Annotated in this window: 8 protein-coding genes and 1 pseudogene; 5 read left to right on the top strand and 4 right to left on the bottom strand. The window is 68.7% G+C overall.

Annotation, left to right across the window (positions count from 1 at the left end):
- The first annotated feature begins 250 nt into the window (after positions 1-250).
- Positions 251-1,552: pseudogene (locus QZ709_RS17675) on the top strand (PAS domain S-box protein).
- Positions 1,553-1,564: 12 nt separating this feature from the next.
- Here QZ709_RS17675 and QZ709_RS17680 read toward each other — a convergent pair.
- Positions 1,565-2,470, bottom strand: a complete 906-nt coding sequence (locus tag QZ709_RS17680; protein ID WP_294638781.1) for a bestrophin family protein — start codon at positions 2,468-2,470, stop codon at positions 1,565-1,567.
- 124 nt (positions 2,471-2,594) lie between these two features.
- Here QZ709_RS17680 and hisC point away from each other — a divergent pair, with 124 nt between their 5' ends.
- A complete protein-coding gene (gene hisC / locus QZ709_RS17685) occupies positions 2,595-3,668 on the top strand; it encodes a histidinol-phosphate transaminase (RefSeq protein ID WP_294638789.1) in 1,074 nt (357 codons plus the stop codon).
- Between the two features lie 99 nt (positions 3,669-3,767).
- Positions 3,768-5,312: a glutamate--cysteine ligase gene (gene gshA / locus QZ709_RS17690; protein WP_294638782.1), complete on the top strand. Its 1,545-nt coding sequence runs from the start codon at positions 3,768-3,770 to the stop codon at positions 5,310-5,312.
- A gap of 13 nt (positions 5,313-5,325) precedes the next feature.
- Here gshA and QZ709_RS17695 read toward each other — a convergent pair whose 3' ends face one another.
- Entirely contained in the window at positions 5,326-6,375 is a 1,050-nt protein-coding gene (locus tag QZ709_RS17695) for an NADP(H)-dependent aldo-keto reductase (RefSeq protein ID WP_294638784.1), read from the bottom strand.
- Between the two features lie 281 nt (positions 6,376-6,656).
- Here QZ709_RS17695 and QZ709_RS17700 point away from each other — a divergent pair, with 281 nt between their 5' ends.
- Positions 6,657-10,322: an indolepyruvate ferredoxin oxidoreductase family protein gene (locus tag QZ709_RS17700; protein ID WP_294638785.1), complete on the top strand. Its 3,666-nt coding sequence runs from the start codon at positions 6,657-6,659 to the stop codon at positions 10,320-10,322.
- Positions 10,297-11,298: a DMT family transporter gene (locus QZ709_RS17705; RefSeq protein ID WP_294638786.1), complete on the top strand. Its 1,002-nt coding sequence runs from the start codon at positions 10,297-10,299 to the stop codon at positions 11,296-11,298. Before QZ709_RS17700 ends, QZ709_RS17705 begins: the two co-directional genes overlap by 26 nt.
- A 13-nt stretch (positions 11,299-11,311) precedes the next feature.
- On the opposite strand, the gene ybiB is transcribed toward QZ709_RS17705, so the two are convergent.
- Together ybiB and QZ709_RS17715 are read right to left on the bottom strand one after the other, a co-directional pair.
- On the bottom strand, positions 11,312-12,271 hold the full coding sequence (ybiB, locus tag QZ709_RS17710) for a DNA-binding protein YbiB (protein ID WP_294638787.1): 960 nt from the start codon (positions 12,269-12,271) through the stop codon (positions 11,312-11,314).
- 99 nt (positions 12,272-12,370) lie between these two features.
- Positions 12,371-12,788, bottom strand: a 418-nt coding sequence (locus QZ709_RS17715) for a (2Fe-2S)-binding protein (protein ID WP_294638788.1), incomplete at its 5' end; no start/stop codon positions are given.

A 12,788-nucleotide genomic window follows, 5' to 3' on the forward strand; every position in this document is an offset into this window, starting at 1 on the left:
CTATGCCGGCGTGCCCCTGACGTCCATCGAAGGGGTGCAGCTGGGATCGTTGTGCGTGATCGACACCCGGCCTCGGGCCTTTTCTGCAGAAGATCGCGACACCCTGCGTGATCTGGCTGCCCTGGTCAACCGCGAACTGCATCTGCGCGAGGCCATGCGGGACGCCCATGACACATCGCGCGCAACGCGGGCGGCGCTGGCGCACACGCGGGAACGCTTCCGTTGTGTGTTCGAGCATGCGGCGGTGGGCATGGCGCTGGTGGGGCTGGACGGGCGCTGGCTCCAGGTCAACGAAGCGCTGGCAGACATCGTCGGCTATGCACCGTCCGCGTTGCTTCACCTGACCTTTCAGGACATCACGGTACCGGAAGACCTGGATGCGGATCTCGCTTTGGTCTCTGAGCTGTTGCGAGGGCAGCGTGAGACCTACACGCTGGAAAAGCGCTACCGGCACGCGGATGGGCATGTGGTCTGGGTCAACATCCGGGTGTCCCTGGCCCGTGACGATGCCGGGCATCCCAGTCATTTCATCGCCGTGGTGGAGAACATCCAGGCTCGCAAGGAGGCCGAGCTGGCGCTGCATGCCCTGCGGCTCACCCTGGAAGATAAGGTGGCCGAGCGCACGCGGGCGCTGCAGGCCAGCACGGCGGCCTTGCTCGCCAGCGAGGCCCAGATGCGCGCGGTGCTCGAGCATGCCAACGATGCCTACATCGCCATCGACGAGCGGGGCATCATCTGCGAGTGGAACCAGAAGGCCGAGCAGCTGTTTGGCTGGACCCGCGAGGAGGCCCTCGGCCTGCCCATCCACCACACCATCATCCCGGATGAGATGCGGGGCGCTCACCAGATGAGCCTGTCTCGCACCGCGCTCGGGGTCGAGGGCAGCGGGCAGGTGAACCGCCGTGTCGAACTGACGGCCGTGAGCCGCGAGGGCCGCACCTTGCCGGTGGAGGTGAGCCTGGGCGCCGTTCCATGCGAAGGACGGACGCTGTACTGCGCCTTCCTGCACGACATCTCCGAGCGTGTGGCGCTGCAGCGTTCGCTGGAAGAACAGGCCCGCCGCGACCCCTTGACCGGTCTGCCCAACCGCCGCGAGCTGCTGACGGAGATGCCGAAGGCCATGGCCCGCGCCGACCGCAGCGAGCAGCACATGGCCGTGATCTTCCTGGACCTGGACGGCTTCAAGCAGATCAATGACACGCTGGGCCATGAAATGGGTGACCGCGTGCTGTGCGCCTTCGCCACACGGTTGCAGGCCAGCGTGCGCGACACCGACATGGTCGCGCGTCTGGCTGGTGACGAGTTCATCGTGCTGTTCGAGGGGCTCTAGACCCCGATGGTCGATGAAGAGCTGATCACGTTGCTGGACGAGCGCCTGAGCGCGCCGCTGGAGCTCGATGGCCATGACATTCCTGTCTCGGCCAGCATCGGGATGCAGATTTACTCGCCTGGTGCCGAAACCACCGTCGAGGAACTGCTGGATCGCGCGGACCAGGCCATGTACGAGGTCAAGCGCACCACACGCGCGGCGCTGAGCAAACTGGCAGCCTGATGCGCTTGCGCGTCAGCGCAGCACGTGGTCGATGGGCTCGATCACCGGCGGCAGGTCGGTCTCGCCCAGCAGCTCGAGCACCGAAGCCTCGATGCCGTTGGACAGCGCATGGATCGGCAGGTCGTTGGGCTCCAGGCCGAAGGGGTCCTCGATCTCGTCGCTCAGGGCTTCGATGGCGAAGAAGGTGTAGGCCACGAAGGCCACCATCAGCGGGGTCATGAAGCCGATGGCGTCCAGCAGGCCGAAGGGCAGCATCAGGCAATACAGGTAGACCGTGCGGTGCAGGATCACCGAGTAGGTGAAGGGCAGGGGCGTGAACGCGATCCGCTCGCAGCCACCGAAGGCGTCATTGAGCCCGCCCAGGCTGTGGTCCAGGGCCATGGCCTGCACGCTGTCGATCTGCCCGAGTCGATGCCGTTCCGCTACCTGTTCTGCCAGCCACGCGAGGATCTGCATGGCCGGTGTACGACGTCCCTCCAGCCGCGCGCACAAGGCGGCCGGCAGCAAGCGCGTCATGTCGGCTTGCGCATCGGTGCGACGCAGGTGGTGACGCGTGGCATGCACGAAGCCTGCCACGGCGCGCGCCAGCGGCAGCGGGTCCTTCACGCCCGTGGTGATCAACTGGCGCGTGAAGCCCCGGCTGTCGACCAGCAGCTTGCCCCACAGCTTGCGCGCCTCCCAGTAGCGGTCGTAGCTGGCGCTGTTGCGAAAGCCCAAAAAGATGGCGAGCGCCACGCCCACCAGCGAAAACGGAACCGTGGTCAGCGTGACCTTCCAGTGCAGCAGCTCGCCATGGAACGTGACCACCGCGATCGAGATGGCCGTGACCACCAGCAGCTGGGGCAGGATCCGCATGATGATGGAACCGCGCCAGACAAAGAGCATGCGCAGCCAGTTGGGACGGGGGCGAACGATCAAGCGGAACTCCGGAGGGCAGGCGAGGGCGTCAGAGGCGAGATTGTCGCAGACGATTCCCTTCCATGCGGGCCTATCATGTGGGATTGGACCGATCCGTCTCGCCATGACCGCAGCCCTCTCCCGCATGCCCGGCGCCTCTCCGTTCTGGAGCACCGGTGTGGCCGAGCTCAGCCCCTACACACCGGGCGAGCAGCCCCAGATCCCCGGCCTGATCAAGCTCAATACCAATGAGCATCCCCATGGGCCGTCACCCCGGGCCATTGCCGCCATCCAGGCGGCGGCCACCGATGCGCTCAGGCTGTATCCCGACCCGGATGCCCGCGAGCTCAAGACCGTGCTGGCCGAGCGGCACGGCCTGACGCCGGCCCACGTTTTCGTCGGCAACGGCTCGGACGAGGTGCTGGCGCACGTCTTCCGCGCCCTGCTGAAACACGATCGGCCCGTGCTGACGCCCGACGTCGGCTACAGCTTCTATCCGGTCTATGCCCAGCTGTTCGACATCGCCTTGCAGCCTGTGCCGCTGAAGGACGATTTTTCGGTCGACCCGGCCGATTACCGTCAGCCCAACGGCGGCATCGTGCTGGCCAACCCCAATGCGCCGACGGGCCGTGCGCTGTCGCTGGACGGCATCCGGGCCGTGCTGGACGCCAATCCGCAATCCGTGCTGGTGGTGGACGAGGCCTATGTCGACTTCGGTGCCGAATCGGCCGTGTCGCTGATCGCCGAGTACCCGAATGTGCTCGTGGTGCAGACCTTGTCGAAGTCGCGTGCGCTGGCGGGCTTGCGGGTGGGTTTTGCCATGGGACAGCCCGAACTCATCGAGGCGCTCGAGCGCATCAAGGGCTGTTTCAACTCTTACCCGCTCGACCGTCTGGCCCAGGCCGGTGCGGTGGCCGCGTTGCAGGACGAGGCCTGGTTCGAGCACACGCGCCGGCAGGTGATGGGCGCACGCGGCATCCTGAGCCAGGGGCTGCGTGACCTGGGCTTCGAGGTCCTGCCTTCACAGGCCAACTTCGTGTTCGCACGGCATCCGGGGCACACCGGGCCGGCCTTGCTGGCGGCGCTGCGGCAGCGGCGCATCCTTGTGCGGCAGTTCAACAAGCCGCGCATCGCCGATTTCCTGCGGATCACGGTGGGCACGCCCGAACAGGTGTCAGCCCTCCTGGACGCGCTGGCGGCCATCGTGGCGCCGCGCTGAGGGTTCCTGATCGCGCGCAAGGGCGCGGCGCGGCCTGCCAAGCAGGGTTCACCGGCTTCTGGTACCTTCGCGGGCCCGGATGACCTGAGGAGACCGCTTTTGTCCAGCCTGACGGACCGCCTGAAGAACCTGACCGATGCCCAATTGCAGGGCATGCGTCGCGGCGTCGAGAAAGAAGGCCTGCGCACCGATCTTCAGGGGCAGCTGGTTCACACGCCGCATCCCGCGGCGCTGGGCTCCGCGCTGACGCATCCGCACATCACGACCGACTTCAGCGAATCCCAGCTCGAGCTTGTGACCGGTGTGCATCCCTCGGCGGAAGACTGCGTGGCGCAGTTGGCTGAGGTGCACCGCTTCGTGCACCGGGCCCTGCAGCCCGCGGGCGAGCTCATGTGGTCTGCCAGCATGCCCAGCGTGCTGCCTGCCGACGCCGAGATTCCCATCGGCCAGTACGGCACGTCGAATGTGGGGCTGGCCAAGACGGTCTACCGGATCGGCCTCGCGCACCGCTACGGCCCGCGCATGCAGACGATTTCCGGCATCCACTACAACTGGTCCTTCCCGGGCCTCGACAGCGACGCGTACTTTGCGCTGATCCGCAACTTCCGGCGGCACGCCTTTGTGCTGCTGACGCTGTTCGGGGCGTCACCCGCGGTGCCATCGGCCTTTGTGGAGGGGCTGGACCATGGCCTGCAGCCGTTGGGCGCGCACACCCATGGCCTGCCGTATGCCACGTCGCTGCGCATGGGCCGGCTGGGCTACCAGAGCGACGCGCAGAGCGCCCTGTGCGTGAGCTACAACTGCCTGGACCGCTACACCGCCTCGCTGCACGACGCGCTGGTGCGGCCCTATCCCGCCTACGAAGCGATCGGCATCCATGATGGGCGCGGAGGCTACCGTCAGCTCAGCACCTCGTTGCTGCAGATCGAGAACGAGTTCTACAGTGCCATCCGGCCCAAGCGCGTGATCTTCCCGGGCGAGCGTCCGCTGCATGCGCTGCGCGAGCGGGGGGTCGAGTATGTCGAGGTGCGCTGCATGGACCTCAATCCCTTCCTGCCGGTCGGCATCGACGCCGACACCATGCGCCTGCTCGACCTCTTCCTGCTGCACTGCCTGTTGAGCGACAGCCCGCCCGACACGCCGCAGGAGATTGCTGCGCTGGGCCGCAACCAGCAGCTCACGGCCTCACGCGGGCGCGAGCCCGGCCTGTGTCTGACCCGGGGCGACGAGCAGATCCCGCTGATGGACTGGGCCGCCGAGGTGTTGCAGGCCTGCGAGCCGATCGCGCAGCGCCTGGATGCCGTGCACGGCGGCAACGCGCATCAACGCGTGTTGCAGGCCGCCCTGAGTCAGCTGGCCCAGCCGGACACGCTGCCATCGGCCCGCGTGCTCCAGGCCATGGCCGACGCAGGCGGCGACCACGTTGCCTTGATGTCGACCTTGTCCGCCCAGGCCCAGGCCGCGCTGCTGGCCGAGCCGCTGTCTGCCGAACTGGCCGAGGCGCTGACGGCCGAAGCCCAGGCCTCGCTGGCCGAACAGGCCCGCATCGAAGCGGCGGACACCATGCCGTTCGAACAGTATCGCCAGGCCTACCTTTCGCCCGAGCGGCTGGGACTGGGACGCAAGCCCCCGGCCGGCTGCTGAACGCCGGCTCCGATCAGGCGCTCGGGTTCGGCCAACGCGCCTGGATGCGTTCGATGCCTTCCAGCACCTCGGGGGGCAGGACCAGGTCGATGCTTGCGATGTTGCTCTGCAACTGCGCCATCGTGGTCGCACCGATGATGTTGGCGGTCACGAAATCCCGGCTGTTGACGTAGGCCAGCGCGGCCTGGGCCGGATCCAGCCCGTGTTCGCGGAACAGGGCCACATACGCGGCCGCGGCGGCTTCGATGTTGGGGTCGTTGTAGCGCGTGAAGCGGTCGAACAGCGTCAGGCGGGCCCCCTCGGGTTTGGCACCGTTCAGGTACTTGCCGGTCAGCACGCCGAAGGCCAGCGGGGAATAGGCCAGCAGCCCGCATTCCTCGCGCAGCGCGATCTCGGACAGCCCCAGCTCGAAATGCCGGTTCACCAGGCTGTAGACGTTCTGGATGCTGGCGGCGCGCGGCAGGCCCTTGTAGTCGGCCAGCGTCAGGAAGCGGCTCAGGCCCCACGGTGTCTCGTTCGACACCCCGAAGTGCCGGATCTTGCCCGCCTGGATCAGGCCTTGGAGCGCCTCGAGCGTCTCCTCGATCGGCACGGTGTCTTCGTCCGGCCTGTGCACATAGCTGCGTTGTCCGAAGATCGGCGCGGTGCGGTCGGGCCAGTGCAGCTGATACAGGTCGATGTGGTCGGTCTGCAGCCGTTTCAGGCTCTGGTTGACGGCCTCTTCCAGGTTGGCCCGCGTGAAGTTGAGCTGGCCGCCGCGCACATGCGAAGGACGCCCCGCCTGGCGGCTTGGACCCGTGGCCTTGGTCGCCAGCACGATGTCATTGCGGCGGCCGGTCTTCTTCAGCCAGGTTCCGATGTACTGCTCGGTGCGCCCCTGGGTTTCGGCGCGGGGCGGCACCGGATACATCTCGGCCGTGTCGACGAAATTGACACCGGCGTCGAGTGCGGCATCCATCTGTGCGTGCGCCTCGGCTTCGGTGTTCTGTTCGCCCCAGGTCATGGTGCCCAGCGCGATGGCGCTGACCTTCAGGCCGGTGCGGCCCAGCGGACGGTATTGCATGGTGGTGTGTCGGGTGAAAAAGGACGTGAAGGACGGCAGCCGCGCCCCGCGGGGCACGCGCATGGCAGTGTCGCCCATCCGGTAAAGGGCGGTGGGGTGTGCGGTCTAAGAGCTGTGCGCGCTGCGCCAGGCCTTCCGGTCCCGCCCTGCATCGGTGTAAGTGCTGAGTTTCCCAGCGGGCGTGCGGCCTACACTGGACGCGTCTGCCCGGTTTTCGTCCGGGGTGGCCGCCCACAAGGTGGCCGACCCGCTGATGTCCTTCCTCACCCAGGAGGCCTGCGATGAACGCACCGCTGCCGGCCGACGTGCTGCGTGCACTGTCGACCCTGTCGCTCGACGACAAGTACACGCTGGAACGCGGCCCCGCGTTCATGAGCGGCATCCAGGCGCTGGTGCGCCTCCCCATCCTCCAGCACACCCGCGACACCCAGGCCGGCCTGCGCACAGCGGGCTTCATCAGCGGCTACCGGGGCTCGCCCCTGGGTGGCTACGACCAGGCCCTGTGGCAGGCGCGTGCCCACCTGCAGGCCCACGGCATCGTCTTCCAGCCCGGCGTGAACGAAGAGCTGGCCGCCACCGCGGTCTGGGGCACGCAGCAGCTGCGGCTCGGGCCCGGCCCGCACAAGGTCGACGGCGTGTTCGGCATCTGGTACGGCAAGGGGCCGGGCGTGGACCGCAGCGTGGACGTGTTCAAGCATGCCAACATGGCGGGCACGGCGCCGCTGGGCGGGGTGGTGGCCGTGGCGGGCGATGACCATGTGGCCAAGAGCTCGTCCGTGGCGCACCAGAGCGACCACGTCTTCAAGGCCTGCGGCTTCCCGGTGTTCTTCCCGAGTAGCGTTCAGGAGATCCTCGATCTGGGCCTGCATGCCTTCGCGATGAGCCGCTATGCCGGCGTGTGGACGGCGCTCAAGACGATTCAGGAGGTGGTCGAGTCGTCCACCACGGTGGAGGTCGACCCAGACCGCGTGCGCATCCTGCTGCCGGAGGACTTCACCATGCCCGCAGGGGGCGTGCACATCCGCCTGCCGGACACGCCCCTGGAGCAGGAAGCCCGGCTGATGGACCACAAGTGGTACGCGGCGCTGGCCTATGTGCGGGCCAATCAGCTCAACCGCACGGTCATCGACAGCCCGCATGCCCGCCTGGGCCTGATCGCCAGCGGCAAGGCCTACAACGACCTGCGCCAGGCCTTGTTCGACCTGGGGCTGGACGACGAGGCTTGCGCCCGCATCGGCCTGCGCGTGCACAAGGTGGCGGTGGTCTGGCCGCTGGAGGCCAGCATCACACGGTCCTTTGCCACCGGCTTGCAGGAGATCCTGGTGGTGGAAGAAAAGCGCCAGGTCATCGAATACCAGATCAAGGAGCAGCTCTACAACTGGCGCGAAGACGTGCGACCCAACGTGCTGGGCAAGTTCAGCGAGCCCGAGGGCGATTTCACCGGTGGGGAATGGTCGGTGGCCAACCCGGCTTCACGCTGGTTGCTGCGGGGAAAGGCCGACCTGAACCCGGCATTGATCGCGCGGGCTGTGGCGCAGCGCATCGAGCGACTGGGGCTGCTGGACGGGCTCGACCCCGCTTTGCGTGCCCGCATGGCCGAGCGCCTGCAGGTGATCGAGGCCAAGGAACTGGCCTTGCAGCAGCAGGGCGCTTCCGCCGAGCGCCCGCCGTGGTTCTGCAGCGGCTGTCCGCACAACACTTCCACCCGGGTGCCGCAGGGCTCGCGCGCCATGGCCGGTATCGGCTGCCATTACATGGCGCTGTGGATGAACCGGCAGACCAGCATGGTCACGCAGATGGGCGGCGAGGGCGTGGGCTGGGTGGGGCAGGCGCCGTTCACCGACGAGCCCCATGTGTTCGTGAACCTGGGTGACGGCACTTACTTTCATTCCGGTCTGCTGGCGATCCGGCAGTCGGTGGCGGCCGGGGTGAACGTGACCTACAAAATCCTGGTGAACGATGCCGTGGCCATGACAGGTGGCCAGCCGCTGGACGGGCAGCTCAGCGTCGCAGCGCTCACGCGCGAGCTGCAGGCCGAGGGCGTGCGCCGCATCGTCGTCGTGAGCGACGCGCCGGCTCGCCATGCCCGCACGCCGGACCTGGCCGCGGGGGTGACGGTGCACCATCGCGACGAGCTCGAGGCGCTGCAGCGCGAACTGCGCACGGTGAAGGGCTGTACCGCCATCGTCTACGAGCAGACCTGCGCCACCGAAAAGCGCCGTCGTCGCAAGCGCGGCAAGCTGCCCGAAGTGGCCCGTCGCGTGGTGATCAACGAGGCCGTGTGCGAGGGCTGCGGCGACTGCGCCGTGCAATCCAACTGCCTGAGCGTGGAGCCGGTCGACACGCCGCTGGGCCGCAAGCGCCGCATCAACCAGAGCAGCTGCAACCAGGACTTCTCGTGTCTGAACGGGCTGTGCCCCAGCCTGGTCACGGTGGAGGGAGGGCGTCTGCGCTCGGCTTCCCCCCAGGCTGGCCTGCCGGATCTGACGAGCCTGCCCCCGCTGCCCGAGCCCGATGTGCCGGCTGCGCCTCGGGCCTGGGGCATGGTGGTGGCCGGCATCGGCGGCACCGGCGTCATCACCATCGGCCAGTTGCTGGGCATCGCGGCCCACATGGAGGGCAAGGGTGTCATCACCCAGGAGGCCGCCGGGCTGGCTCAGAAGGGCGGCGCCACCTGGAGCCACGTGCAGATCGCCGACGACCCGCAGGACATCCACACCACCCGGGTTGGCATGGCCGAGGCCGGCCTGCTGATCGCGTGTGACCCCATCGTGGCCGCCCACGCCCAGACGCAGACCGTGCTGTGCGAGGGCCGCACGCACGTGGCGCTCAACACCCACCACACCCCGACGGCGTCGTTGATGCAGGACCCGGGCTGGCAGTTCCCCGGCGCCGCGTGCGAAAGCCAGATCGAGCGGGCCGTGGGCGCTGGAAGAACGCGCAAGGTGGACGCCGTGCAGCTGGCCGAGCGCGTGCTGGGTGACGCCATCTACGCCAACCCGCTGATGCTGGGCCTGGCCTGGCAGATGGGCTGGGTGCCGCTGCAGGGCGCGACCTTGCGGCGTGCCATCGAGCTCAACGGCGTGCAGGTGGACAAGAACCTGGCCGCGTTCGAATGGGGGCGGCGGGTGGCTCACGACCCGGTCGGTGTGGCCCGCATGATGGCGCCCACGCGCACCGTGCAATGGGCCGAGGGCCGCCGCCCGGACTCCGAGCCCCTGGACACCGTGCTGAGCCGCCATGCAGCCTGGCTGCGCGAGTATCAGGACGACGCCTATGCAGCGCGCTATGTGGCACGCATCGAGGCGCTGCGGCAGGCCGAAGCTGCATTCGGCAGCCAGAAGCTCACGCGTGTGGCCGCGCACCAGCTGGCCCGGCTCATGGCCTACAAGGACGAGTACGAGGTGGCCCGCCTGTTGACGGCCGAGTCCTTCCGCAAGCAACTGGCCGCGCAGTTCGAAGGGGACTACCGCGTGGTGTGGCACCTGGCGCCGCCCTGGTTGGGCAAGCTGGGCGGGGGGCGCTTGGTGAATGGGGTGTGGCGCCCGGCCAAGCACGCCTTCGGCGCGGGCTGGCAATGGCTGATGGCCGGCGTGGCACGCCTCAAGGGCCTGCGCGGGCGCTGGTATGACCCGATGGGCTGGACCGCCGACCGGCGCGAGGACCGAGCCGTGCTCGCCCGCTACGAGTCCTTGGTCGACCACTGCGTGGCCACGCTGACGCCGGAGACCCTGGATCAGGCGTTGAGCCAGCTGAAAGTGGCCGAACGCATCAAGGGCTTCGGGGTGGTGCGGCACGAGCAGGTGCAACTGGCCATGGCCGAGTGGGAGCGGCTGGGCTCACCGGCGGTGGGCGCGGTTTCACCAGCGGTTCCCGATTCAGCCGGGCCCCGGGGCGCTGCGCATCCGCTAAGGTGTGCGGATGAACCCCGCCCCCCTCATCGCTGAACCGACCGATACGCGCCGCCTCCAGGGCCTGGCCTTCGCCCTGGCTGGCGCCATCGCCTTTTCCGGCAAGGCCATTCTGGCCAAGCTCATGTACCGCACCGGCGCCGACGCGTTCGCGGTGATCGGTCTGCGCATGGCCATGGCCCTGCCGCTGTTCCTGGGCATCGCCTGGTGGACAATGCGCCGCCGCCCCGGTGTCGAGCCCGTTGCGCCCCTGTCGTCCCGCGAGCGCTGGCAGATCGCGGGCCTCGGTTTTTGCGGCTACTACATGGCCAGCACGCTGGACTTCCTCGGCCTGCAGTACATCAGCGCCGGGCTCGAGCGCGCCATCCTCTACCTGAATCCCGCGGTCGTGCTGTTGCTGTCGGCGCTGTGGTTCCAGCAGCGCGTCAGGGCGCCTCAGGTGGTGGCCATGGTGCTGGCCTATGCCGGCGTGATGCTGGTTTTCGGGCATGACCTGGATCTGGCCCATGTGGTGGCCGCGTCGGCCACCTCCCTGTTGCCATGGCAGGCGGTGGGCCTGGGCAGTGGCCTGGTCTTTCTGAGCGCGGTGGCCTATGCCGTGTACCTGATCGGCAGCGGGCGCCTGGTGGCCCGTGTGGGCTCGGCGCGGCTGATCGGCCTGGCTTCGTCGGTGGCCTGTGTCGTCACGCTGGTGCAGTGGCTGGCCGTGTGGCTGGGCAGCGGCGGTGTGCTGGGGCGGCTGTCCGGGCTGCCGACCGATGTCTACCTGCTGTCGTTGGTCAACGCCACCGTCTGTACGGTGCTGCCGATGTGGATGGTGATGCGTGGCGTGGCACTGCTGGGCGCACCGACCGCGTCACAGATCGGCATGGTGGGGCCGCTCTCCACGATCTGGATGGCTTCCATCTGGCTGGACGAGCCCGTGTCGCTGCGGCTGATGGCCGGCACGCTGGTCGTGTTGGTGGGGGTGTTGTGGCTGGGGCGCCCCGGCCCGCGCGCCACCGCCGGCTGAATCCCAGCCGGCCTCAGCCTTTGCGCTGTCTGCCCAGTGCAGCCACCAGGCAATCCACCTGGGCCGCGATCGCGTCGGGCAGCACGCTGGTGCCGGCCAGCACGGCACGCACATGGTCGGCAGTCAGGTCGGCCGCCCGGCCCTCGGGCAGTTCCGGCAAGGCCGTGAGCACGCCCTCCTGCGGCAAGCGCGAGAGGGCTTCGTCCCGCTGACCGTTCAGGAACACCTCGAAGCGCGGCTGGCGGCGCGCATCGGCCACCGGCTCGCCTTCGGTACCGCGCATCAGCAGGGCATGGGCCTGCACGCGCGTCAGAAAGCCCGTCAGCGAATGGGCGTACTCCGGATGCGTGTGGTTGACCACCCGCATGGCAGGCTGCCCGGCGCCGGCAAACGGGTCCAGCAGCTTGGCCACCGTGTGGCCCGGGTTGCGCAGGCCGATCGTCCAGCGCACCGCCAGCAGGCGAGCCAGGGCGGGGCACAGCGTGTCGGTGGCGATGAAGGCGGCTTGCCCCGCTTGCCACGCCGCAGCCAGCGTGGCGGCGTCCTGCACCACCGGCCAGCCGAGTGCCTGCCAGACCTGCGCGGTGGTGACGCGGGTGGGGTCGGAGGCCGGCCCATGCACCAGCACGCCCACACCCCGCCGCGCCAGCAACGCGGCCAGCAAGGCCGTCAGGTTGGGCAGCTTGCGGGCCCCGTTGTACGAGGGCAGCACGACGGTGCCGATCAGGGCGGGTACCTGCGCCACAGCCGGTGCCAGCGGCACACAGCGGGCCAGCGTGGCCTGCACGAAGCCATCCAGCTCTTCGGGCGTTTCGCCTTTGATGCGCATGGCCAGGCAGAAGGCGCCGACCTCCAGGTCGGTGACCTGTCCGTCCAGCACCTGGCTCAACAGGTCCTGCGCCTGCTCGAACGTGAGGGGGCGGGCGCCGTCCTTGCCCCGCCCGATTTCCTTGATGTATGCCGCGATGCTCATGCGCTGTAGGGGTCCGGTTGCGTGATCTGGTCAGGCCAGACCCGCGGGATTATCCGGCCCCAGAGGCCGGAGCGTCGCCCCGGGCGGCCATGCCGCTGATCACGCTGCGGCTTCCAGCGCCGGGTGCAGCTTGATCAGCTTGCGCAGGGCGGGGATGCACGAGCCGCAGTTCGTGCCGCACTTCAGCTTGCCTTGCAGCGCGGCCAGACGGGCGTCGTCGGTGCCTGCACAGTGGGGCAGGGTGGCCTCGATGTCGGTCTCGCTCACGTTGAAGCAGGTGCAGACCTGCTTGCCGCGGGAGGCGAGGCCTGCTGGCGGTGTCGCCCCCGGGGCCAGCAGCAGCCGGCCATGGCTTTCAACGGGCAGGTCGTCCTGCAGCAGCGGGCGCAGCCAGGCTGCCGCGGCATCGTCGCCCGCCAGAAGGCAGGCCTGAAGCCGCATGTGCTCCCCGTCGCGCGCCAGGCGCATCGCCCGGTGCTGGCCCGCGTGCCAGTCGGTGTAGCGCATGACGTCGTCG

This window comes from uncultured Aquabacterium sp., from assembly GCF_913773725.1.
Taxonomy (GTDB): Bacteria; Pseudomonadota; Gammaproteobacteria; order Burkholderiales; family Burkholderiaceae_C; genus Aquabacterium.